This window comes from Streptomyces sp. NBC_01669 (assembly GCF_026339735.1).
Lineage (GTDB): Bacteria > Actinomycetota > Actinomycetes > Streptomycetales > Streptomycetaceae > Streptomyces > Streptomyces yanii.
In genome coordinates this window covers 8,047,156-8,070,031 of record NZ_JAPEQG010000001.1, presented here as the reverse complement: position 1 = coordinate 8,070,031, position 22,876 = coordinate 8,047,156, and the positions used below count along the sequence as shown (strand labels likewise).

General features: G+C 69.4%; 22 protein-coding genes and 2 pseudogenes. 9 read left to right on the top strand and 15 right to left on the bottom strand.

Going from position 1 to position 22,876, the window contains the following annotated elements; translation table 11 throughout:
• Positions 1 to 158: 158 nt before the first annotated feature.
• A pseudogene (locus OG972_RS36255) lies at positions 159 to 335 on the top strand (MBL fold metallo-hydrolase); the annotation flags it as partial.
• Here the strand turns inward: OG972_RS36255 and OG972_RS36250 are convergent.
• Complete coding sequence (locus OG972_RS36250; RefSeq protein ID WP_266988745.1) at positions 294 to 1,331, bottom strand: NUDIX hydrolase; 1,038 nt, start codon at positions 1,329 to 1,331, stop codon at positions 294 to 296. The pseudogene OG972_RS36255 and the gene OG972_RS36250 sit on opposite strands and share 42 nt — an antisense overlap.
• 197 nt (positions 1,332 to 1,528) lie before the next feature.
• Between OG972_RS36250 and OG972_RS36245 the strand changes: the two genes are divergently transcribed.
• Positions 1,529 to 1,705 (top strand): hypothetical protein, encoded by a 177-nt coding sequence (locus tag OG972_RS36245; RefSeq protein WP_266988744.1) that lies wholly within the window; start codon positions 1,529 to 1,531, stop codon positions 1,703 to 1,705.
• Positions 1,706 to 1,756: 51 nt separating this feature from the next.
• Here OG972_RS36245 and OG972_RS36240 read toward each other — a convergent pair whose 3' ends face one another.
• Both OG972_RS36240 and OG972_RS36235 read right to left on the bottom strand, forming a co-directional pair.
• Positions 1,757 to 2,164, bottom strand: coding sequence for a PPOX class F420-dependent oxidoreductase (locus tag OG972_RS36240; RefSeq protein WP_266990938.1), 408 nt, complete (start codon positions 2,162 to 2,164; stop codon positions 1,757 to 1,759).
• 285 nt (positions 2,165 to 2,449) lie between these two features.
• Positions 2,450 to 2,653, bottom strand: a pseudogene (locus OG972_RS36235) (DUF4291 family protein); the annotation flags it as partial.
• Between the two features lie 460 nt (positions 2,654 to 3,113).
• Here OG972_RS36235 and OG972_RS36230 point away from each other — a divergent pair.
• The gene (locus OG972_RS36230) at positions 3,114 to 3,338 is read left to right on the top strand and encodes a hypothetical protein (protein ID WP_266988743.1); all 225 of its coding nucleotides are present in this window, start codon (positions 3,114 to 3,116) and stop codon (positions 3,336 to 3,338) included.
• A gap of 1 nt (position 3,339) precedes the next feature.
• Here OG972_RS36230 and OG972_RS36225 read toward each other — a convergent pair whose 3' ends face one another.
• Together OG972_RS36225 and OG972_RS36220 are read right to left on the bottom strand one after the other, a co-directional pair.
• Positions 3,340 to 3,606 carry a hypothetical protein gene (locus OG972_RS36225; RefSeq protein WP_266988742.1) on the bottom strand — a complete coding sequence of 89 codons (267 nt, stop codon included), beginning with the start codon at positions 3,604 to 3,606 and terminating at the stop codon, positions 3,340 to 3,342.
• Between the two features lie 1,117 nt (positions 3,607 to 4,723).
• Complete coding sequence (locus tag OG972_RS36220) at positions 4,724 to 5,584, bottom strand: LysR family transcriptional regulator (RefSeq protein WP_266988741.1); 861 nt, start codon at positions 5,582 to 5,584, stop codon at positions 4,724 to 4,726.
• Between the two features lie 68 nt (positions 5,585 to 5,652).
• Between OG972_RS36220 and OG972_RS36215 the strand changes: the two genes are divergently transcribed.
• The gene (locus OG972_RS36215) at positions 5,653 to 6,612 is read left to right on the top strand and encodes a DMT family transporter (protein ID WP_266988740.1); all 960 of its coding nucleotides are present in this window, start codon (positions 5,653 to 5,655) and stop codon (positions 6,610 to 6,612) included.
• 109 nt (positions 6,613 to 6,721) lie between these two features.
• Positions 6,722 to 6,880 carry a hypothetical protein gene (locus tag OG972_RS36210; RefSeq protein ID WP_266988739.1) on the top strand — a complete coding sequence of 53 codons (159 nt, stop codon included), beginning with the start codon at positions 6,722 to 6,724 and terminating at the stop codon, positions 6,878 to 6,880.
• Here the strand turns inward: OG972_RS36210 and OG972_RS36205 are convergent, their stop codons facing one another.
• The 4 genes from OG972_RS36205 to OG972_RS36190 form a co-directional block, all read right to left on the bottom strand.
• Complete coding sequence (locus OG972_RS36205; protein WP_266988738.1) at positions 6,881 to 7,072, bottom strand: hypothetical protein; 192 nt, start codon at positions 7,070 to 7,072, stop codon at positions 6,881 to 6,883. It lies immediately after the preceding gene.
• Positions 7,073 to 7,195: 123 nt separating this feature from the next.
• Positions 7,196 to 8,122 carry a carbohydrate ABC transporter permease gene (locus OG972_RS36200; RefSeq protein WP_266988737.1) on the bottom strand — a complete coding sequence of 309 codons (927 nt, stop codon included), beginning with the start codon at positions 8,120 to 8,122 and terminating at the stop codon, positions 7,196 to 7,198.
• Positions 8,119 to 9,033, bottom strand: coding sequence for a carbohydrate ABC transporter permease (locus OG972_RS36195; protein WP_266988736.1), 915 nt, complete (start codon positions 9,031 to 9,033; stop codon positions 8,119 to 8,121). Before OG972_RS36195 ends, OG972_RS36200 begins: the two co-directional genes overlap by 4 nt.
• 16 nt (positions 9,034 to 9,049) lie before the next feature.
• Positions 9,050 to 10,339: an ABC transporter substrate-binding protein gene (locus tag OG972_RS36190; RefSeq protein WP_266988735.1), complete on the bottom strand. Its 1,290-nt coding sequence runs from the start codon at positions 10,337 to 10,339 to the stop codon at positions 9,050 to 9,052.
• 267 nt (positions 10,340 to 10,606) lie between these two features.
• Between OG972_RS36190 and OG972_RS36185 the strand changes: the two genes are divergently transcribed.
• Complete coding sequence (locus OG972_RS36185) at positions 10,607 to 12,649, top strand: NPCBM/NEW2 domain-containing protein (RefSeq protein ID WP_266988734.1); 2,043 nt, start codon at positions 10,607 to 10,609, stop codon at positions 12,647 to 12,649.
• Between the two features lie 206 nt (positions 12,650 to 12,855).
• On the opposite strand, the gene OG972_RS36180 is transcribed toward OG972_RS36185, so the two are convergent.
• Positions 12,856 to 13,821, bottom strand: a complete 966-nt coding sequence (locus tag OG972_RS36180; protein ID WP_266988733.1) for an ROK family protein — start codon at positions 13,819 to 13,821, stop codon at positions 12,856 to 12,858.
• A gap of 183 nt (positions 13,822 to 14,004) precedes the next feature.
• Between OG972_RS36180 and OG972_RS36175 the strand changes: the two genes are divergently transcribed.
• On the top strand, positions 14,005 to 15,033 hold the full coding sequence (locus tag OG972_RS36175) for a LacI family DNA-binding transcriptional regulator (protein ID WP_266988732.1): 1,029 nt from the start codon (positions 14,005 to 14,007) through the stop codon (positions 15,031 to 15,033).
• Between the two features lie 26 nt (positions 15,034 to 15,059).
• Here the strand turns inward: OG972_RS36175 and OG972_RS36170 are convergent, their stop codons facing one another.
• Positions 15,060 to 16,052: a DUF5937 family protein gene (locus tag OG972_RS36170; protein ID WP_266988731.1), complete on the bottom strand. Its 993-nt coding sequence runs from the start codon at positions 16,050 to 16,052 to the stop codon at positions 15,060 to 15,062.
• Positions 16,053 to 16,151: 99 nt separating this feature from the next.
• Between OG972_RS36170 and OG972_RS36165 the strand changes: the two genes are divergently transcribed.
• Positions 16,152 to 17,342 (top strand): MFS transporter, encoded by a 1,191-nt coding sequence (locus OG972_RS36165; RefSeq protein WP_266988730.1) that lies wholly within the window; start codon positions 16,152 to 16,154, stop codon positions 17,340 to 17,342.
• 19 nt (positions 17,343 to 17,361) lie between these two features.
• Here OG972_RS36165 and OG972_RS36160 read toward each other — a convergent pair whose 3' ends face one another.
• Positions 17,362 to 18,579 carry a M20 family metallopeptidase gene (locus tag OG972_RS36160; RefSeq protein WP_266988729.1) on the bottom strand — a complete coding sequence of 406 codons (1,218 nt, stop codon included), beginning with the start codon at positions 18,577 to 18,579 and terminating at the stop codon, positions 17,362 to 17,364.
• Between the two features lie 147 nt (positions 18,580 to 18,726).
• On the opposite strand from OG972_RS36160, the gene OG972_RS36155 reads away from it, so the two are divergent.
• Positions 18,727 to 19,569: an alpha/beta fold hydrolase gene (locus tag OG972_RS36155; protein ID WP_266988728.1), complete on the top strand. Its 843-nt coding sequence runs from the start codon at positions 18,727 to 18,729 to the stop codon at positions 19,567 to 19,569.
• 16 nt (positions 19,570 to 19,585) lie between these two features.
• On the opposite strand, the gene OG972_RS36150 is transcribed toward OG972_RS36155, so the two are convergent.
• The 3 genes from OG972_RS36150 to OG972_RS36140 form a co-directional block, all read right to left on the bottom strand.
• Positions 19,586 to 20,884, bottom strand: a complete 1,299-nt coding sequence (locus tag OG972_RS36150; protein ID WP_266988727.1) for an aldolase/citrate lyase family protein — start codon at positions 20,882 to 20,884, stop codon at positions 19,586 to 19,588.
• A gap of 172 nt (positions 20,885 to 21,056) precedes the next feature.
• The gene (locus OG972_RS36145) at positions 21,057 to 22,019 is read right to left on the bottom strand and encodes an electron transfer flavoprotein subunit alpha/FixB family protein (protein ID WP_266988726.1); all 963 of its coding nucleotides are present in this window, start codon (positions 22,017 to 22,019) and stop codon (positions 21,057 to 21,059) included.
• A 64-nt stretch (positions 22,020 to 22,083) separates the two neighbouring features.
• A complete protein-coding gene (locus OG972_RS36140) occupies positions 22,084 to 22,869 on the bottom strand; it encodes an electron transfer flavoprotein subunit beta/FixA family protein (RefSeq protein ID WP_266988725.1) in 786 nt (261 codons plus the stop codon).
• Between the last annotated feature and the right edge of the window lie 7 nt (positions 22,870 to 22,876).

Below are 22,876 nucleotides of genomic sequence, written 5' to 3'. Positions count from 1 at the left end.
GCACGGCCGTCCCGGAATTCGCCTGTCTGCACCCGGTCCGCAGGATTCCCCCGCGCGGGGTCCGTGCCGGATCGGGCACGGTCGTCCATCGGTGCGTCCCCGGGCGTGCCCGCGCCCTCTGCCGCGGCGCAACCTCCGGTGCGGGCCCGGCCACGGCGATGCTGGGTGTCTTCAACACGGACCGGGCCGAGGCACTGGCCTCGTTCCGGCGGATGGCGGCGCTGGCCCCGTCCACGGTCTGCTTCGGGCACGGTGATCCCCTCACTGTCGACGCCGCCGCCGTGCTGCGGTCGTCAGCCGACCGGGACTCCGGCCTCCAGGTTGAGCACGGTTGACCGCTCGCGGGCCCGCAGCGCCCAGCGGAGCCGCTCGTACCGGTGCGGCGGCAGCATCGTTGCGGCATCCGCCTCGGTGACGAACCGCCAGCCGCGCAGTTCGGAGCCCGGCAGCAGCAGCCGTTCGGCATCCTGGCAGTGCAGCAGCCCGCCGTCGAAGAGCAGCCTCAGCCCTCCGTACCCGGGCGGGTGCGGCGGCTCCCAGTCGACGACGAGCAGGCTCGGGATCCGGTCGAGCTGAATCCCTATCTCCTCGGCCACTTCCCGTATCCCGGCCTGTGCCGGTGCCTCGCCGGGCTCCACCACCCCGCCGGGAAACTCCCAGCCGGGCTTGTAGGTGGGGTCGACGAGCAGGACCCGGTCGTGTTCGTCGAAGAGCAGCACCCCGGCGGCGAGGGTCTCCGAGGTCGGCGCGGGCGTCTGCACGATCTCGCAGACGCCGGCGGCCCCGGTGCGTACGGCGTCGGCGATGCGCTCGGCCGTCTCGTACGGGGTCAGCGCGCTGGTGTCGATGGTGTGCGCGTCCGCGGAGATCCAGCCGAGCGCTGTCCGGTAGGGCTCGATATGTGCGTACGCCCACTGCCGTACCCGCTCGCCGGCTTCCGGGTCGTCCGGTACGTCCTCACGGCCGGCGATCCGCTGCCGCAGGATCGTTTCCTCAGGTGAGAGCAGTACATGACGCACGGGAATGCGTCTGGAGGCGAGCCCTCCGAATATCTCGTCGCGGTACTCCTGTCGCAGCAGCGTCATCGGCACCACGAGCACCCCGGGCACCTCGGCGAGCAGAGCGGCAGCCGTGTCCACCACCAGCCGCCGCCAGATCGGCAGGTCCTGGTAGTCGGTCACCTCGGCAAGCCTCTTCTGGGGCAGCAGGTACTGCAGTCCCCCGCCGATCAGTTCGGGGTCGTAGAAGGTGCTGTTCGGGATCAGATCGATCAGTTCGCGCGCGGCGCTCGTCTTGCCCGCGCCGAACGCACCGTTGATCCAGACGATCACGGTTCCCCCTCTTCCGTAGCCCTCTGTGGCTTGCCCGCAACACTCTGCCGCGAAAACCCGGCTGTGGCGATGTTGTTGCACGAAAGCACGTGCCGGACGCCCGTCGGCAGGCGTCCCACCGTACGAGTCGGGCGCCCGAGCGGCCGTAACGGGGACGGCGGGGCGTCGTTGGAGCCGACGAAGCAAGGGGGTGCACGGTGCAGCGCACAGTACTGGAGCGGTTTCCCGCGGGAGGTCCGCGAGGCAGCTGGCCTGCGGAGGAGTTCGCGGCTGCGCGCCGGGGCGAGGGTGTGGCGGCCGAGGTCGTGATGGACCTGGAGGAGGACGCCTTCTTGGTGGTCGTACCGCAGCAGGCGGCGGACCGGGGCCAGTGACTCCGCCCCGCGCCCGCCGCCACGGCCTGCGGCCGGAATCCGGTCGTCGCGTCAGAGCCTGCCGGTGACCTTCACAGGTGAGACCCGCACGACAACCCGCTGACCGTCGTTCTTCGAGGCCGGATTGAACGTTGCGTAGTCCTGACCGGTGTACTTGTGCGCCAGCTCGTTCAACAGCTCGTGGGTGCTGTCGGACGTGACGGTGGCGGTACCGCGGATCTCTGCATAGGTGTACGGGTTCTCGGGCGGGCTGATCAGCAGGGTGATGCGCGGGTCGCGGGCAGCGTTCTTGCCCTGCAGCCGGTCCACGGTCGTGGAGAACAGCAGGTCGTCCCCATCGCGCGTGATCCAGACAACGGTCAGATGCGGCCGCCCGTCCGGCAGAACGGTGGCTACGGTGGCGAAGGCCTTCGAGTCGTCGAGGTACTTCTTCAAATCATCGGAGAGCTCGGCTGCCACAGTCGGAATCCTTCGTTCGAGGTCGAGGGCGGGGTCGTGGGTGGTTCGGCACCCCGGGAGTTCATCGGGGTCAACTCCCTTCACCGCAGCAGAAATTCCGGCGACTTGTTCACGTGTCGATGTGCAGGTGTCTCGCGACGACCTCGGGCGGCTGGTATACACGCTCCGGCGGGAGCAGCCGCTGGGCTTTCGCGGCCTGCCCTCCTTGCACAAGTGGGCGAGAGCCGCCGGGGCAGCGGTGGCCAGCACGGCCCGGGAGAGGGCGTCCTCCCATCCCTCCCGGGTGATCCGAACCGCGAGGATACGTTCCTGCCCGGACTTCCGAGCCCAGTTGCTGCGATGCATGAGCCACAGGAACGACGGCTTGATCCACGTCATACGGTTGAACGAGAACGGCGCCACAAACCGTTTGGCCCTGAGAGCCTGTCGGGTGACCTCTGATCGGGCGGCCACGCCCTGGCACGCACGCTTCCCGTACAGCGGCGACATGCGTGTCACGCTGTCATCCGTCGTGCCCCGGCGGCGAACCCTTTTCTTCCTTCTCACGCGTCGCCCGGGCCGCAGGGGCAGCGCGCATCCGTGGAGCTCTGCCAGGACCAAGCCGTCCAGCGGAGGATCGAACACGCCGACACCGAGGGGAGTCCGAGCAGGGACCGCCTCTCACGTTCGATGCGTGCGTACGTCCCCTCGTGGACGTACTCCCCCTGCACAGCACCGCTCTTTTCGGCCATGAGGGAAACCTGACAGCACCATTCGTCCCCGCACTGGCGATCACAAACATCTGGTCAGGCAGGCACCGGCAGGTACCTCGAGGACCCCCGCCGCCGGCCAAGGGCCATCGGCCGAAGGACGGGCAACCGGACCACGCCCCTTACCCATGATCCTCGGGGACCACACATCCGGACCAGCCAGATGCGCGCACACCGGCATCACGCGCCACCCTGGAACCATGTCGACTCCACCGATCATCGTTCACGCCCCCACACCGTCCGGCGCCAGGCTCGTGACCGTCCATATCAACGGTCGCGACGAACAGCTCGGGCTGGCGCACAGCGACCGCGACATCATTGTGTTTCTCGCCGACGCCGGCATGGCGGACCCTGAGCGGGCCCTCGACACCCCCGCCCTGGTGGAATGGCAGGGCGCCGCAGCGCACCAGTACGAGGCCACCTGATTCAGGGCGTGTCTCCCCGCCAGTCCCACTTCAGTGAATCGTCCGCCCGCGGCCCGTACTCCGACCTGCCACCCGGGCCGTGCATGCCGATCTCGGTGATCAGTGCGGCTCCGTCGGCGAGTGCCACCTCCGACCAGCCCGTCACGTCGAGGAGCAGCCCGTCGAGCGGGCCGCCGACCAGCTCACGGTATGCACGCCCGGGCTGTGGACCCGGATCAGGATCGTCGTGGTCGGCGCCGTACACCCGCCGTCGCATGATTTCGTCCATGCGGGCAGCATCGCAGCTGCCACTGACAGGGCCCACGCCTCACGGCACAGCGCCGCTCCGGACCCACGTGGACGGATCGCCTTCCTGATGGTGCCGTGGCCGGCTTCCGCAGTGCCACGCATCCCCGCTGTGACACGAAACCGCGATCGGCGGCGCCTCGCCGGGGCTCCTGGCGCCCGCGGCTGCCGGGGCTCCTGACGCCCGCGGCTGCCGGGGCACGGATGGCCGGGAACGCTGGAAGCAGCACGACGGTGGAGCCGCTGTTCAGACGTAGCAGGGCTTCCAGACCGCCCGGCACGCGATGACCGAGAGCGTCAGCGAGGGCCTGGATGTCGGCATCGGTGGCGGGCGGGTTCAGGGCCTCGAAGCCGGCCGGGGCGTTGGTCTCAAGCCGGCGGACAATTCTGGTCCAGGCCGCCGCGACGTCGCAGAGGTGAAGCATGGGGTGTTCCTGATCTTTTCGCTCCGGTCAAGAGGCCCCGCGCAGTGGCGCGGTCCTGTGCGGTCAGGTCCCGGGTCTCCGGGCATGCGGATCCAAGGTCCTTCTCGACATGACATCACCTGAGAGGGAGCGCAAGCTAGGAGAGGCAGACCGGGTGGCACCTTGGCGGCCAATCAGGCGCAGAGAACTGGGCATTGGGCTCCTTGCCAGGGGCTTTGCCACTCTGAACCAGTGCCGATCCGAGGAGAGAATCATGACTCCCAGACGCCTGCTTGCTCGGCTCAGCCCAGCGCTCATTGTCGCCACTCTCGCGTTCTCGCCAGCGGCTGTCGCCGCCCAAGCCTCAGCCGTGCCGAGTTCTGCAGCGCTGGAGGTCGCACGCTATCCAAACCAGGATGGCTACCAGCAAGGTTACCGAGATGGTTACCGAGATGGCTTCAGAGCCGGGTATGCAGACGGAAGGGACAGCTGCCGGGTTGAGACAGGCCTACAGCTCCACCAACAGCAACTACGGCTGTTCCCCAACCTCCGCACCCAGGGCTACGCGGATGGCTACGACAGTGGATACACCACTGGCTTCAGCCGGGCCGAGGATCGGTACTGCTAGGGCACATCCGCTCGTGGGGCACCGTTCAGGTTCGCTCCTCAGCGCTCGAACCGTGGTGGGGAGCGCAGCTAGGTGGTCGCGTAGAGCTGGGTGATGGCATCGACCAGGTCGCCCAGGCCGTTGGGGAGGTGGTCGTGCCACCATGCGAGTCTGACGGGGATGCGGGGGCCGTCCTTGATGGGCCGGTAGGTCACTCCGGGGCGCAGGTGATGGTGCGCGGTGGCCTCGGCTGTGGTTCCCACGCCGCGCCCGGCGGCGATGGCGTCGAGCCAGCTGTCGACATCGGTGGATTCGATGAACCGGGGTGAATGGTCGGCGCCGTTCCACAACTGGCTGCTGGTGGTCCCGACCCGGGGATCGATGATCACGGTGCGGTCGGCGATCTCGGCCATGCTCAGCCGGCGCCGACGCGACCATTGTGGGTCGTCGGAGGCGAAGGCGACCAGCCGACGTTCCAGCCCTACCACGAGGGAGTCGAATCGCTTCTCATCGACTGGTCTTCGTACGATCGCCACATCGCACAGGCCCTCGGCCAGGCCTGCGGTGGGCGAGTTGTGCCGGACCAGCTCCAGCTCGATGGCATCGTGGCGCTGAGCCCAGTCCCTTTGCAGGCGCGCGGTGTGCCGCCCGAGAGCCGCCCACGCATACCCCAGCCGCAGGACGCCGTGGCGCGAGGTCAGGAACTCGGTGAACCTCTCAGCCTCGGACAGCACCCTCCGCGCATGAGGCAGGACCTGTTGTCCGGTCATGGTGAGCTCGCACCCTCGCGGCACCCGCCGCAAGAGCCTGTCCCCGACGGTCCTCTCCAGGCCCGCGATCGTGCGCGAGACCGCCGCCTGCGAGACGTACAACTGCGCGGCGGCATCGGTGAACGACCCCGCTTCAGCGGCGGTGACGAAGAACCGCAGCTCTCGAAGACTCCAATCCATAACCCAAGCGTATGGCAAGGCCGCAATATGCAATAGGTTATGCAGCGCCGTGATCCCACCATGGGCGTATGGACACCCTTGAGACCACGGATCGCACGCGCAACGCACCGGCCGGCGGCGAGCAGCTCTCTGCTGCGACGGCGACCTCGCGTCAGCGTGGTGCCGGCATCGTGATGATGCTCACCAGCTCGGCGTCGAACCAGACCGGCGCCGCCCTGGGTGCGTTGGCGTTCCCGGCGATCGGTCCGGTCGGCGTGGTCGCGGTCCGTCAATTCGTCACCGCAATCGTCCTGACACCGATCGTGCGCCCGAGGCTCCGTGGCCTGCGCAAGGACCAGTGGTGGCCGATCCTCGGTCTGGTGGTCGTATTCAGTGTGATGAACCTCAGCCTGTATGCCGCGATCGACCGAATCGGGCTCGGCCTGGCCGTCACCCTCGAGTTCCTCGGCCCGCTCACCGTCGCTATCGCAAGCTCACGACGTGTGCTCGACATCGCCTGTGCCGTCCTGGCCGGTGTCGGCGTGGTGGTGCTGACCAACCCCGGCCCCACTGCCGACATCATCGGCATCACCCTGGCACTGCTCGCCGCGACGGCGTGGGGCTCCTACATCCTGCTCAATCGCACCCTCGGCCAGCGTCTTCCCGGCCTGCAAGGAACCGCCGTGGCCGGCCTCGTCACCGCTGCCGCCTGGACCCCGATCGCCGTGACCTGGTTCGCCTTCCACGCCCCCACCGCCGCAGCAATCGCCCTCTCTGTCGCCTGTGGACTGATGTCCTCGATCGTGCCCTACGTCGCCGACCTGCTCGCCCTGCGCCGAGTACCCGCCCGGATGTTCGGCACCTTCGCCAGCATCAACCCCGTCTGGGCGGCCCTGGCCGGCTGGGGCCTGCTCCGCCAAGCCCTCGACCTCAACGAATGGATCGGCATCGGGATGATCGCCATCAGCAACGTCGTGGTCTCCGCACGGGGATTCACCTCGTCCAGGGAACGGGGGCGAGCTGCGGCGCTCCGGGACATCGCAGACTGAGCGTGGCTGACAGCAGCCCGGCAGATCGCGGAGCGTGGGGCGTTTCGTCACCAGCATGTGGCCGGGACCCGCAAAACGGGGCCCGACCGACGAGCCGCACGACCATGGCATGGGCGTACAGGCCGTCGCCGCCGGGCAGGGCGGGCTGTGCCGGGTGACAGGTGTGGTGGGTGTCGACGCTGATCTCATCGCCGCCGCCCGCGGCCCGCCCTCAAACCTGAGTGTGATCCCCCCGGTTCAGCGGCAGGCCGCGGGCGACGGCAACTGATCAGCTCTTCTTCGCGGGGCTTTCGACACCGATCCACTTGAGTCGCCTGCCGCGGTTGTTCGCCTCGATCGAGAGCGGCTGCGTCAGCGGAGTTCCGCTCTCGATGGCTTTCTGTACGAAGTCGCCGAGCTCCCCGAGGGTCAGGTCCTGTCCGTTCCTGGCGGGCTCTTGGGATATCCATGTGGGTGGCATGAACCCATCCTTCCCAAGGTGCGGCCGAGAATCACCAGCACCTACCGGGCGACCCCGCCGTGTCGGGAGATTGCGCGGCAGGGCACTTCTGTGGCGCTCAGGTGCGGTGTGCCCAGGTCGGACCTATCCCTTGCTCGATCCCAGGGTGAGCCCCGCAATGAAGTGCCGCTGCAGCAGCAGGAAGACGACAAGCGTCGGCAGGGCGACGATCACCGAGCCCGCGGCGAGGAGGTTGTAGTCCGTGAAGAATTGCCCGCGCAGGTTGTTGAGGGCGGAGGTGATGGGCAGCTTGTCGCCGTCGGAGACGAAGACCAGGGCCCAGAGGAAGTCGTTGTACATCCAGGTGAACTGCAGTGTGCCGAGCGCGGCGAGGGCCGGGCGGCACAGCGGCAGTGTGATCCGCCAGTACTGCGTCCAGACGCCCGCGCCGTCGACGATGGCGGCTTCCAGGATCTCCTGCGGCAGGGTGCGCATGAAGTTGGCGAGGACGAAGACGCAGAAGCCGAGCTGGAAGCCGATCTGGACGACGACGACGGCCCAGTACGAGTCGTACATCGTCATCGAGTCGGACATCCAGTACGGCAACGGGATGCGGTTGAACACCACGTACAGCGGAGTCACGATCACCTGCTGAGGCAGCAGGTTCCCGGCCGTGAAGAGCATCAGCAGCACGATCCCGCCGCGCATCTTCAGCCGGGCCAGGGCGAAGGCCACGAACGAGGCGAGGAAGAGGGTGACGAGCACCCCCGGGACGGCGATGATCATGGTGTTGACGAAGTACTTCGTCATCCCGGAGTCGGCGAACGCCTGCCGGTAGTAGTCGAACGACAGATGCCTCGGCAGCGAGAAGTAGCCGTACTGGGAGGTCTCGTCGTACGGTCGCAGGGAGGCGTACACCGCCAGCAGCAGCGGCGCGAGGAAGGCGAGCGAGACCGCCATCAGGAAGGCGTGCACGCCGAGCCGGCCCGGGCGGACACCGCGGCGCACCGCAGGGGGTGGCGGGGGCGCGGGCTGTGCGGCGGGGCGGGCGGGGGCGGTGTCGACGGTCATCGGTTCTTCTCCCCTCGGAGCTCCTGGACCAGGTACGTCACGACGAATCCGAGGGAAACCGTGAGCAGGACCACGGCGATGGCCGATCCGAAGCCGACGCGGCTCGCCTCACCGATGATGTTGTCGGTGACGAGCACCGAGAGCAGTTCGAGTCCGTTGCGGCCGTGGTTGACGGCGTACACGATGTCGAAGGCGCGCAGGGACTCGATGACGGTGATGACGCCGACGATGACGTTGACCGGCCGCAGCGTGGGGAAGACGATACGGAAGAAGGTCTGGGCCTCGTTCGCCCCGTCGATGGCGGCCGCTTCCTTCAGCGAGGGATCAACAGCCTTGAGCCCGGCCAGGTAGAGGATCATCACATAGCCGGTGTGCCGCCACGCCGCGGCGAGCAGGACCATCCAGATGTTGAGGTCCGGGTCGCCGAGCCAGTCGGTCGGCGACCGGGTGTCCCCGATGATCGCGTTGAGGGCCCCCTGATCGCGGGAGAAGATCAGCTGCGCGATGAAGCCGACCACGGCGAGCGAGAGCACGACCGGCATGTACAGCGTCGACTGGTAGAAGCGGCTGAACCGCACGCCCCGGTCGATGAGTACGGCGAGGAACAGCCCGAACGGCGCGGCGACGAGCCCGAGGAAGGCCAGCCAGAGCAGGTTGTGCCGGGCGGCGGGCCAGAACTGCGGGTAATTGGTGAAGAGGTTCACGTAATTCTGCGTACCGACCCAGTTGATGTCGCCGATGCCGTCCCAACTGGTGAAGGAGAGCACGATCGAGGCGAGGGTCGGGCCCCACACGATGGCGATGTCGAGCAGGACGGGTATGCCGAGCAGCAGACCGATGACGGCGAGGTCGCGGCCGGAGAATCGCCGCGGGCCCCGCCGTTCGGTGCGCCGCTCCGAGAGGAACGACACGGTCGGTACTCCAGATTCAGTCGGAGGCGAAGATGGTCTTCTTCTGCCGCTCGATGTCGTTGACCAGGCCGTCCACGTCGTTCGGGTTGCTGATGAACTTCTGGATGGCGGGAATCATGACGGTCGAGGCGAAGTCCGGCCGGGTGTCGCGGTCCAGGAACTGGGAGATCTGCTTGGCACCGGAGACGAGTTCCACGGCCTTCTTCTGCAGCGCCGAGTACTGGGAGATGTCCGCCTGGTCGTTGACCGCGATGTTGTTGGGGTCGCTCTTGAGGTAGATGTCCTCGGCCTTGCCGGTGGCCAGCCACTTCACGAGGTCCTTGGCGCTCTCCAGCGTCTTCTTGTTCTTGAGGTTCTTCGACTTCTTCGCCAGCAGGAACCCGTCGATCGGTGCCTCGACGGCGTCCTGGCCGTGCTCCGGGTTGATGACCGGGAACGGGAAGAAGTCGATGTCCTCCTGTTCGCCCTTGGGGAACTGGGCGCCGGGGTGCGGCAGCCCGAAGACCGCCATACCGGCTTCCTTCTTCTGCAGGCTGGTCGCGGCCTCCTGCCAGGTGCGGCCGTTGGCACCCTGCTGGCAGTACGGAAGGAGGCGACGCCAGGTGTCGAAGACGTCCTTGACGCGCTTGTCCGTCCAGGCTTCCTCGCCGGCCATCAGGCTCTTGTGGAAGTCATAGCCGTTGGTCCGCATGTTGATGTAGTCGAAGGTGCCCATCGCGGGCCAGCCGTCCTTGTCGCAGAACGCGATGGGGTCGAGCTTGTCCTTCTTCATCTGCTTGGCGAGCGCCACGTACTCGTCGAGGGTCTTGGGCGCCTGGTAGCCGCGGTCGGCGAAGAGACTCTTCCGGTGGAAGACGGCCCACGGGTAGTAGTAGTAGGGCGTGAGGTACTGCTTGCCGTCCTCACCGGTGGACTGGGCCTTCAGCGCGGACGAAAACCCTTCGTAGTGCTGCCAGTTGTCGCTGATGTCGTGCAGCAGTCCCTTCTTGGCGAAGAACTGCATCCGGTAGCCGGCGAACCACATGAACACGTCGTCCGGATTGCCCTGCAGGTATTTGTTGATGTTCTCCTGGAAGGTGTTGTGGTCAACGGTGTTGACCTCGATCTTCCGCCCTCCGGACTGCGCTTCGTATGCCTTGAAAGCGTCGGCGAAAGCCTTCTTGGGAATGGGGTCGGACGAATTCGACCCCAGATGGATCGTCTTGCCGTCACCACCGGGGCCACTGCTGCATGCCGTGAGCAGCGAGGGAAGCGTGATCGCGCCCGCGCCAACTGCCGCACCACGTAGCAGATTTCGCCGAGACATCCGATGTCCTGCCACACTGCCGGGCACGCTTGACCTGTCGTACGACGAGTGCGCCATGACCCCCTCCTCCGGGATGCAACCCAACACAACCGAACGTGCGATTGGATCCCACCTCCAAGTAGGGGTGCCGTCAAGGGTTTTGACGAGATACCGAACAACCTTTACCGCACCCCTTCCAACAGACTCCAACACGCTCTAACGTAATCGCGCGCCCTTGGCGTGCACATGATGTCATCCGATCTGACACGAGTGTGGAGGAACGTAACGATGCGTCATCTTCCAACCCGTACGACCCGCACAAGCGGCAGAACAGTCATCGGAGCGCTGGCCGCCGGTCTGCTCTGCGCAGCGGGCGCAACCGCTCCCGCCGTCGCGGACTCACCGACGACGGCGCCTGCCGCAGCGGTCAGCCCGCAGTCCGACAACGGGCTCGCACTCACCCCGCCGATGGGATTCAACAACTGGAACTCGACCCACTGCCGGGCCGAGTTCAACGAGGCGATGGTCAAGGGAATCGCCGACATCTTCGTCGAGAAGGGCCTCAAGGACGCCGGCTACCAGTACGTCAACCTCGACGACTGCTGGGCGAAGCCGCAGCGCAACGCGGACGGCAAACTGGAGGCCGACCCGGTGCGCTTCCCGAACGGCATCAAGGCCGTCGCGGACTACGTCCACTCCAAGGGGCTCAAGCTCGGCATCTACACCAGCGCGGGCACGAAGACGTGCGACAGCGTCGGACTGCCGGGGGCACTCGGCCATGAGTACAGCGATGCGCAGCAGTTCGCGGACTGGGGCGTCGACTACCTCAAGTACGACAACTGCAACAACCAGGGCGTCGACGCGAAGAAGCGCTATACGACGATGCGCGACGCGCTGGAGGCCACCGGCCGTCCCATCGTCTACAGCATTTGCGAGTGGGGCCAGAACAAGCCCTGGGAGTGGGCCGCCGACGTCGGCAATCTCTGGCGCACGACGGGCGACATCAGCGACAGCTGGGGCAGCATGCTGTCGATCATGAAGCAGAACCTGCCGCTCGCCGCCGCCGCGGGACCGGGGCACTGGAACGACCCCGACATGCTCGAAGTCGGCAACGGCGGAATGACGGACACCGAGTACCGCACCCACTTCTCCATGTGGTCCGTGATGGCGGCGCCGCTGCTCATCGGCTCCGATCTGCGCAAGGCGACTCCGGAGACCTTCGAGATCCTCTCGAACCAGGAGGTCATCGCGGTCGATCAGGACCCGCTGGGAAAGCAGGGCGCCGTGGTCTCCTCCACCGGCGGGCGCTGGGTCGTCGCCAAGGAGATGAAGGACGGCAGCCGGGTCGTGGCGCTCTTCAACGAGACCGGGTCCGCGCAGCGCATTTCGACGACCGCGAAGGAGGCGGGTCTGCCGGAGGCCGACGCCTACACGACGCGCGACCTGTGGCAGCACACGACGTACAACACGGCGGGCGGCATCTCTGCGACCGTCCCGGCGCACGGCACGGTACTGCTGCGCGTCGCCGCCGACAGCACGTGGGCCGCCTACCCACCGGCCGTGGAACTCGGCCTGAACGGAAGCCCGTTGGTGGAGGCCGGCCGCAGCGCGCCGCTGACGACGACGGTCACCGATCTGGGCCGTACGCCTGCCAAGAGCGTCTCCGCGACGCTCACCGGCCCGTCGGGCTGGCAGATCGAGGCGCTGTCGCCGACCGGCACCGGCGTCGTGCCCACCGGCCGTGCGCTGACCACACGCTGGCAGGTGACGCCGCCCGCGGGCACAGCCACCGGTACGTACGATCTGAAGCTCAGCGCCCAGTACTGGTCACCGACCGGGACGCGCGTGCGGTCCTCGGTGCCGTTCCAGGCGCATGTGGTGGTGGCGCCCCCGGCGGGCAACAGTTATCTGAGCGATCTGCCGCAGCTCTCCGCGTCCAACGGCTGGGGTCCGGTCGAGAAGGACACCAGCAACGGTGAGAGCAAGGCGGGCGACGGCAATCCGCTGACCATCGGCGGCACCGTCTTCGCCAAGGGGCTCGGGGCACACGCGGACAGCGCCGTCGAGTTCTACGCGGGCGGTGCGTGCAGCGCCGTGACCGCCCAGGTCGGAGTCGACGACGAGAAGGGTGCCAAGGGCACGGTGGCGTTCGAGATCTGGGCCGACGGCACGAAGGTGGCGTCGACCGGCGTCCTGACCAACGCGATGGCCGCGCAGCCGATCACCGCGGATGTGAGCGGTGCGCAGGTGGTACGTCTGGTGGTCACCGACGGCGGGGACGGGATCGACTCCGACCACGCCGACTGGGCGGACCTGCGGATCGGGTGCTGAGTCCGGTACGGGTGCCGGGCCCCGTAGGAGTAGTGCCCGCCCGGTAGGGGCCGGGCAGGCACTGAGTACGGGCCAGGAGCCCCTTCCGGAAGGGGCTCCCGGACAGGGGCGCGCGGCCACCGGACACGCTCGGCCTCCGGATCACCGCTCGGCTGCCGGACGGGACGGGGCGCGGCGCCCCGTCCCGTCCGGCAGCCGAGCGGTGATCAGCCGCTCAGTACGGCCGCGGCCGCCGCCCCACCCGGCCTGACCGCCGAGGCGGCGGCCGCGGCGCCCACCAGCCCCGCGTCCGTACCCATCACCGCGGGTGCCACCGTGAGCTGTTGGACGAACGAGAGCGTGGCGTAGCTGCGCAGGGCGCGGCGCAGCGGAGCGAAGAGGACGTCGCCCGCACCGGCCACTCCCCCACCGATGACGGCGATGTCGATCTCGACCAGCGTGGCGGTGGCGGCGATTCCGGCGGCCAGTGCCTGCGCGGCGCGCTCGAAGGAGGCGACCGCCACCGGGTGTCCGGCCCGTGCGGCGGCGGCCACGGCGGCGGCCGTGGCGTCACCGTCCGGGCCGGGCTGCCAACCGCCCTGCAGGGCGCGGCGGGCAATGTTCGGCCCGCTGGCGATCCGTTCCACACAGCCACGCGAACCGCACGGACACGGGTCGCCGTCCAGATCCACACTGATGTGACCGATGTGACCGGCGTTGCCGGTAGGCCCCGGGTGCAGCTTGCCGCCGAGGACCAGACCGCCGCCGACCCCTGTCGACACGACCAGGCACAGCGCGTTGTCGTAACCGCGGGCCGCACCGAGCCAGTGCTCGGCCGCGGTCATCGCGACCCCGTCACCGACCAGTTCCACGGGGAGCCCCCCGGCGGCCCTCCGTACCCGGTCCACCAGCGGGAAGTCACGCCAGCCTGGAACGTTGACGGGGCTGACCGTCCCCGCCGAGGCATCCACCGGACCTGCGCTGCCGATGCCGACGGCAGTCGCCCGGCCCCACAGCGGCGAGGCGGTCAGCTCGGCCAGCACGTCCGTCACCGCGCCCATCACCGTCTCGCCGCTCTCCCGGGCGGGCGTCGGCCGCTGCGCCCGCACGAGGAGCGTGCCGCTGCCGTCCACCAGAGCGCCGGCGATCTTGGTGCCGCCGATGTCGAGCGCGGCGACGAGGTCGGTATGCATCGGTGTGGGCTCCGGATGAGTGAGGGGTCGGGGACCTGCAGCTTCAGTAAATAGTCTGCCTAGTCTCTATTCAGTTGACAACGTTGTCCAGGGCCTATGCTCGACGGCACAGCCTCCGGCACCTCCGCAGCACCCGCCTGCGACCGGCCGGACAGTCCGCACCCGACGACAGGACAGCGCATCGTGGCAGAGACCGCCCGTCACTCCGAGCCCCGCTACGGCAACCGGCCGACCATGAAGGATGTGGCCGCCAGGGCCGGAGTAGGCCTCAAGACGGTCTCCCGCGTGGTCAACAGCGAGCCGGGGGTCACACCGGACACCGAGCGCCGGGTCCAGGAGGCGATCGATGCGCTCGGCTTCCGCCGCAACGACAGCGCGCGCGTGCTCCGCAAGGGTCGCACCGCCTCCATCGGCCTGGTCCTGGAGGATCTCGCCGACCCGTTCTACGGGCCGCTGAGCCGCGCCGTCGAGGAGGTCGCCCGCGCCCACGGCGCCCTGCTCATCAACGGATCGAGCGCCGAGGACCCGGAGCGCGAGCAGGAGCTCGTGCTCGCGCTGTGCGCCCGCCGGGTGGACGGGCTGATCGTGATTCCGGCCGGTGACGACCACCGCTACCTGGAGCCGGAGATAAAGGCGGGGATCGCCACCGTCTTCGTGGACCGCCCGGCGGGCCGGATCGACGCCGACATCGTCCTCTCCGACAGTTTCGGCGGCGCCCGGCAGGGTGTCGCCCATCTCATCGCGCACGGACACCGCAGGATCGGCTTCATCGGTGACCAGCCGCGTATCCACACGGCCACCGAGCGTCTGCGCGGGTATCACGCCGCGATGACGGACGCCGGGATCACCGTCGAGGACTCCTGGGTCTCCCTCGGCTCCACCGACCCGGCGCGGGTCAGGGCGGCCGCCGAGGCGATGCTCTCGGGCCCCGAACCGGTCACCGCGCTCTTCGCGGGCAACAACCGGGTGACGGTCACCGCGGTGCGCGTGCTGGCGGAGCGGGAGCGTCCGGTCGCCCTGGTCGGTTTCGACGACATCGAACTGGCCGACCTGCTGGGCATCACGGTCATCTCCCAGGACGCCGCGGCCGTGGGCCGGACGGCGGCCGAGCACCTCTTCCGCCGGCTGGACGGCGCGGACGACGCCCCGGCGCGGGTGGAACTGCCGACGTCCCTCATCGCCCGCGGCTCGGGCGAACTGCCGCCCTCCTGAGCCGGGGCGTCGACGGACCGGCTCAGTCAGCTTCCGGCGGGCGTCAGCAGCGCGTCCGCCACTGACGTACGTGCGTAGAGGACCGAGCGTCCGGCGCGGTGGGCGGTCACCAGGCCCGCGTCGCGCAGGGCCGTGAGGTGCTGGGAGACGCCGGCCGCGGACAGTCCGGAACGCCGGGCGAGCGCGGTGGTCGACGCGGGGGTGTCGAGCTCGGTCAGAAGCAGAGTGCGGGAGCGGCCCAGGACAGCGGCGACCGCATCGGCGGCTGCGGTGCTGCGCGGCTCCCAGAGGGTGCCGATACCCCGTGCCGGATAGGCGAGTTGAGGAGGGTCCGGCGCCACCGAGCGGGTGAGCACCCGCGGCCAGGCGAACACGGAGGGCACCAGCAGCATCCCCGCGCCCGAGTCGGCGCGGGTCAGGGCGCAGTGGCGGCGTACCAGGCGCAGGCTGCTCTCGTCCCACCGCACCGAGTCGTGCAGTTCATTGAGGACCTGCGCGGCCCCGAGCTCGGCAACCTGCCGCGCCCGACGGAACACATCGGCTTCGAGCAGCTGGTGGATCCGGGCCCAGTACGGCGCGAGCGCCAGCTCCCAGTAGGTCTCGATCTCGGCGGCGACCTTCTCCAGCGCCGCTTCCGGAGCCTCGCGCAGCAGTCCGAGCCGCGCGGACCGCCCGAGGTCCCGCTCGACGCCGAGCCTGTCGAGATCGGTCCGTACCCGCTCGGGCGGGGTCTGCCGGATCGCCTCCAGTTCGGCCGCGAGTTCCGGGAACGGGGCGGGCGGTGTCGGGTTGAGGAAGTCCGCGAGATATCCGCCGGCCGGGATCAGCTCGGCGAGCCACCCGCGGTCGAGCCCCGCTTCCGCCAGCCGGGGCCGTACCTGCGCGGCCCAGCGCCGGTGCAGCGGGGGTTCGCTCTCGGCGCGCAGCAGCCGGAAGCTGGTGACGACCTCCCACATCGGGGAGATGGCGAAGCGGGTCTGCGCCAAGTCTGCGGTGGAGAAGCTCAGTTCCGACTCCATGTGCCCCCGCCGTCCCGGTCCCTCGGGCCGATCGCCCGTTGCATTCGGTCCCACCTTAATCAATGGCCCGGTATCGCGGTCGGGCTGCACGCTCCTCGCATGCTCTCCACCTTTCGCGGCCTTCCGCCCACGGTCTGGACCCTTTTCGCCGGCACGATCATCAACCGGCTCGGCTACCTGGTCACTCCGTTCCTCGTGTTCTTCCTTGCCGCACGTGGCGTCACCGGCACCCAGACCTCGTACGTCCTCGGCGCCCTGGGCGCGGGCAACCTGCTCGGCCCCGCCGTCGGAGGACTGCTCGCCGACCGGATCGGCCGCCGCCCGACGATGCTCATCGGTCTCCTCGGCGCCTCCGGGGCGCAGGGTGCGCTCTTCCTCGCACCGGGCGTGCTGACGATGGCCGGCGCCGCGCTGCTGCTCAGTGCGGCAGGCGCGATGATCAGCCCTGCGGTGTACGCGCTGATGGCCGACTCCGTGGACGCGGAGCGCCGGCGGCGGGCGTACGCACTGTTCGGCTGGGGCATCAACATCGGTACGGCGGCGGCAGGCGTCCTCGGTGGTTTCCTCGCCGCCCACGGCTACTGGCTGCTCTTCGCGGTCGACGCCGGGACCATGCTGCTGTACGCCGTCGTCGTCGCCACCCGGGTGGCCGAGACACGGACGCCGAAGGACCGGGCCGAGGCGCGCGACGGCATCGGATACGGCGTCGTCCTCCGCGACCGGCTGCTGCTCGCGCTGCTCCCCCTGTTCGGGGTGCAGCTCTTCGTCTATTCACTGACCGAGGTCGCCCTGCCGCTGGCCGTCCACGACAGTGCGCTTTCCCCTGCGGTCTACGGAGCCATGGCGGCGGTCAACGCGGTGCTGGTGGTGGTCCTGCAGCCGTTCGCCACAGCTCGCCTCGCGCGGCTGCCGCAGATTCCGGTGCACGCCGCCGGCAGCGTTCTCATCGCCGTGGGTGTGGCGCTCACAGGTGTCGCGGACAGCGTCGCGGGTTACACGCTGTCGGTGGTGGTCTGGTCCGTGGGCGAGGCATGCGTGTCCGGGATCGCCTCCGCGATCGTCGCCAACCTCGCCCCGGCCCACGCACGGGGCCGCTACCAGGGGGCGTTCCAGTGGACCTGGGGGGTCTCCCGGTTCGCGGCCCTGACCCTGGGAGTCACTGTCTATACGGCTCTCGGTCCGGCGGTCCTCTGGTGGTCGGCACTGCTGGGCGGTGTCCTCTGCTCGGTCGCGCCGCTCGCCCTCGCGGGCCGCATCACAGGTCGCATGAACCACGAGCTGGTGGCCTGAGGCACCAAAGAGCCCTGGCTCAGCCTCTGTTGAGCCGTCCGAGCGCAAGACCGGCGAGCAGCGCCGCAGCGTCACCCAGTACGGAGTCGTCGAAGACGGCTGCCGGGGAGTGGTTGTAGGGAGCTGTGGCGGGGTCGAGATCGGCCGGGCAGGCACCGAGCATCAGATAGGCGGAGGGGACGTGTTCACCGATGAAGGCGAAGTCCTCGGCCCCGGCGATCGGGTTCGGCAGCTCGAAGCAGCGGTCCGCCCCGAACAGTTGGGCCGCCGTCTCGGCTGCGTACGCCGCCTCGACGGGGTCGTTGACGGTGACGGGGTAGCCCTCGTCGACGACTGCTTCCACGGTCAGCCCGTGGGCCTCCCCGATGCCGCGTACGACCCGGGGCGCTTCCTGGAGCACCCGGGCCCGCGCCCCGGCCGAGAAGGACCGGATGCTCGCGGAGAACACGGCCTCGTCCGGAATGACGTTGTGGGCGGTGCCCGCGTGAAAGCTGCCGACGGTCACGACGACCGGGTCGAAGGCGTCGAAGCGGCGCGTCACCATGGTCTGCAGCCCCGTGACGGCTTCGCAGGCGGCCGGGATGGGGTCCAGGGCGCTGTGCGGACTGGACCCGTGCCCGCCGCGCCCGCGCACGGTCACGTCGAGGTTGTCGGCGGCGGCCAGGATCGGTCCGGGGCGGGTGCTGACGAAACCGTGCGGCAGCAGGGCGGACGCAACATGGAGGGCGTACGCGGCCACCGGCCTGGTCCCCGCGGCATCGAGCACACCTTCGTCGATCATCACCCGGGCCCCGGCGTCGCCTTCCTCACCGGGCTGGAACATGAACACCACGGTTCCGGCCAGAGTGTCGCGCCGCTCGCAGAGCAGTCGCGTGGCGCCGACCAGTCCCGCGGTGTGGAGGTCGTGACCGCAGGCGTGCATCACGCCGGGGACGGCGGAGGCGTACGGCAGTCCGCTGGTCTCCTGCACCGGCAGCGCGTCCATGTCGCCGCGCAGCAGCACCACCGGTCCGGGCAGCGCGCCGCGGAGCACGGCCGTGACCGAGGTGAGCTGCTTGCCGAGGGTGATCTCGAGGGGCAGCCCCTCCAGCGCTGCCAGCACCTTCGCCCGGCTCAGCGGCAGTTCCAGGCCGATTTCCGGCTCCTGGTGCAGCGCGCGGCGCAGCCCGACCAGTTCGGGCAGGAGCGCGGCAGCGGATCCACGGAGGTCTGCGTGGCGGCGAGCGGCATCGGTCATGGCGTCTCCTCGCGAGTCGGTCCCGCCATCCTCACCGTTTTCGGCTCCCGCGCCATCCCCGGTCCTCCCGGCGGCAATCGGGGTACGGACGAGGAGTTCCGCGTAAACCGCTTGTTGCGTCTGTCGTACGGTCACCAGGATGACCCCATGCCTGCTTTCACCGCTCCTGACGGAACCGAACTCGCCTATCACCTCGTGGGTGAGGGCGAACCGGTGCTCGTCCTGCCCGGTGGACCCATGCGCGCCTCCGCCTACCTCGGCGATCTGGGCGGCCTGGCGAACCGGCGCCAACTGGTCATGCTCGATCTGCGGGGCACCGGCGGCTCAGGCATCCTCGCCGACCCGGCCACCTACCGCGTCGACCGGCAGGTGGCCGATGTGGAGGCGTTCCGCGATCACCTCGATCTGGACCGCGTGGACGTTCTGGCGCACTCCGCGGGCGGCGATCTCGCGATCCTCCACGCGGCCCGGCACCCCCGGCGCATCCGGACCCTCACGCTGATCACCGCCCGTGCGCGTGCCCTCGGTGTCGATTTCACCGAGGAGCATCGCCGCGAGGCCGCCGCGCTGCGCAGGGCCGAGCCGTGGTTCGAGGCCGCGCACGACGCGTACGAGGCCGTCTGGGCGGGCTCCGCCACCGACGCCGACTGGGATGCCATTGCCCCGTTCTTCTACGGCCGTTGGGACACCGCCGCTCAGGCGCACGCCGCAGCCGACGTCGAGCAGAGCAACCACGAGGCCGCGGACGTCTACGCGTCCCTCGATGCCTTCGCCCCTGCCGCGGCCCGCGAGGCCGTTGCCGCGCTGGACGCCCGGGTCCTGGTCCTCGCGGGCGAGCTGGACAGCGGTCCGCTTCCTCGCGTCGCGGCCAGCGTCGCAGGGTTGTTCCCCAAGGCCGAACTGGCCGTCCAGCCGGGCGCAGGTCACTTCCCGTGGCTCGACGATCCCGTCCGCTTCAGCGGGACCGTCGAGACCTTCCTGCGGGGCTGACGGTACGGGCCGGGGCCTACGGCGCCGTCACCGTCAGTCCTCCGCGCCGGGGCGAGGCGAACGCGTCGAGGTCCGCCCGCGTCAGCCCCGTCAGGCGGGCGACCTCGGCGGTGTCGAGTGCGCCGCAGTCGATGCCGCGCAGCAGGTATCCACTGAGGGCCTTGGCGGTGGCGGGCTCGTCCATGACGTCGCCGCCGGCCTTGGCGACATACGCGGCGAGCCGGGCGGCGGCCTGTTCCAGGCCCTCGCGATAGAAGGTGTAGACGGCCGCGTAACGGGTCGGCAGGTGGCCGGGGTGCATGTCCCAGCCCTGGTAGTAGGCGCGGGCCAGCGCACGGCGGGTGAGCCCGTAGTGGAGCCGCCACGCCTCGTGGACCTGGTGGGTGGGGCCGACCGGGAGGACGTTGGTCGAGCCGTCGGAGACACGTACGCCGGTACCCGCGGCGGCCACCTGCATGACCGCCTTGGCGTGGTCGGCGGCCGGATGGTCGCTGGCCTGGTAAGCGGCGCTGACGCCCACGCAGGCGCTGTAGTCGAAGGTGCCGTAGTGCAGGCCGGTCGCGCGGCCCCCGGCGGCATCGATCATGCGGGCCACGGCGGCGGTGCCGTCGGCGGCGAGGATGGACTGGCTGGTCTCGATCTGGATCTCGAAGCCGAGCCGGCCCGACGGCAGACCGTGGGCCTGCTCGAAGGCGTCGAGGAGCCGGACGAAGGCGGTGACCTGTTCGGGGTACGTCACCTTGGGAAGGGTGAGCACCAGGCCCTCGGGGAGCCCGCCCGCCTGCATCAGACCGGTGAGGAATATGTCCGTGGTGCGGATGCCCCGGTCGCGTACGGCGGCCTCCATGCACTTCATCCGGATGCCCATGTACGGGGCCGCCGTGCCGTTCTCGTACGCCTCCGAGACCAGCCGCGCGGCGCGGGCGGCAGCCTCGTCCTCCTCGGCGTCGGGGCGGGGGCCGTATCCGTCCTCGAAGTCGATGCGCAGGTCTTCGACGGGCTCGCGCTCCAGCTTGGCGCGGACGCGGTCGTGAACGGGCGCGGCGAGCTCCTCCGGGATGCCGAGGACGGCGGCGAACGAGGCCGCATCGGGGGCATGCTCGTCGAGGGCGCGGAGCGCCTGGTCGCCCCAGGAGCGGATGGTCTCTGCGGCAAAGGTGTCGCCGGGCACGTAGACCGTGTGGACGGGCTGGCGGGTGCCGGGGTCTCCCGGGTAGCGGCGGGCGAGTTCGGCGTCCACCGCGGTGAGGGAGGCACTGATCTCCGCGCTGACCGCGCCGGCGAGGCTCGTTGCCACCTTCTCCTGCTGACCCATGTCCACACCCTCCACAGTGCCGCTGTTTCCGCTTCCCGGAATCAACAATCCGTATAGTGAAGTTATAAGGCCGCCGGACCTGCGTCAATGGTGATCAGAAACGGCCCGGGGCCGCGCGGTGAGAACACCACGCGGCCCCGGACCATCGAGAAGAGGTACAGCCCCCGACAGGTCAGCCCTTGCGGGAGTTGACCTCTTCGGTGAGCTGGGGGACGACCTGGAAGAGGTCGCCGACGATGCCGTAGTCGACGAGGTCGAAGATCGGGGCCTCGGCGTCCTTGTTGATCGCGACGATGGTCTTGGAGGTCTGCATGCCGGCCCGGTGCTGGATCGCGCCGGAGATACCGGAGGCGATGTAGAGCTGCGGGGAGACGGACTTGCCGGTCTGGCCGACCTGGTTGGAGTGCGGGTACCAGCCCGCGTCGACCGCGGCGCGCGAGGCACCCACGGCCGCGCCGAGGGAGTCGGCGAGCGCCTCGATGAGTCCGAAGTTCTCCGCACCGTTGACCCCGCGGCCGCCGGAGACCACGATCGCGGCCTCGGTCAGCTCCGGGCGCCCGGTCGACTCGCGCGGGGTGCGGGAGAGGACCTTCGTGCCGGTGGCCTGCGCGGAGAACGAGACCGCCAGGGTCTCGACCGCACCCGCGGCCGGGGCCGGCTCGACCGGCGCCGAGTTCGGCTTGACCGTGATGACCGGGATGCCGCGCGAGACACGCGACTTGGTGGTGAACGACGCCGCGAACGCGGACTGGGTGGCGACCGGACCCAGCTCACCGGCCTCCAGGTCCACCGCGTCCGTGATGATCCCGGACCCGATCCGGACCGCGAGCCGGGCCGCGATCTCCTTGCCCTCCGCGGACGACGGCACCAGCACCGCGGCCGGGGACACCGCATCGAACGCGGCCTGCAGCGCGTCGACCTTCGGCACGACCAGGTAATCGGCGAACTCCGGCGCCTCGGCGGTCAGGACCCTGACCGCACCGTGCTCGGCGAGCACCCCGGCGGTACCGGCCGCACCACTGCCCAGCGCGACCGCGACCGGCTCACCGATCCGGCGGGCCAGCGTCAACAGCTCCAGGGTGGGCTTGCGGACGGCACCGTCCACGTGGTCGACATAGACGAGAACTTCAGCCATGGGACTTCAATCTCCTGCGCAAACGAGGGTGAGAGGAACGTACGGGGCCGAACAGGCCGACAGGTCAGATGAACTTCTGGCCCGCGAGGAACTCGGCCAGCTGCTTGCCGCCCTCGCCCTCGTCCTTGACAATCGTGCCCGCCGTGCGGGCCGGACGCTGCGCCGCGGAATCGACCGCGGTCCACGCACCCGCCAGACCGACCTCGTCCGCGTCGATCTCCAGGTCCTCCAGATCCAGGGACTGAACCGGCTTCTTCTTCGCCGCCATGATCCCCTTGAACGACGGATACCGGGCCTCACCGGACTGGTCCGTCACCGACACCACCGCCGGCAGCGACGCCTGCAGCTGCTCACTGGCACTGTCACCGTCCCGACGCCCGGTCACCGTGCCGCCCTCGACCTTCACCTCGGACAGCAGCGTGACCTGCGGAACACCCAGACGCTCCGCCAGCACCGCCGGCAGCACACCCATCGCGGCGTCCGTCGACGCCATACCGCAGATCACCAGGTCGTAACCCGTCTTCTCGACCGCCTTCGCCAGCACCAGCGACGTACCGATCACATCCGTACCGTGCAGACCGTCGTCCTCGACATGAACGGCCTTGTCCGCACCCATCGACAGCGCCTTGCGCAACGCGTCCTTGGCATCCTCCGGACCCACCGTCACCACAGTGATCTCCGCGTCGTCCGCCTCATCGGCGATCTGCAGCGCCTGCTCCACCGCGTACTCGTCGAGCTCCGACAACAGACCGTCCACATCCTCACGGTCCAGCGTCAGGTCATCGGCGAAGTGCCGGTCACCCGTGGCGTCGGGCACATACTTCACACAGACAACGATCCTCAAGCTCACGCCGGCT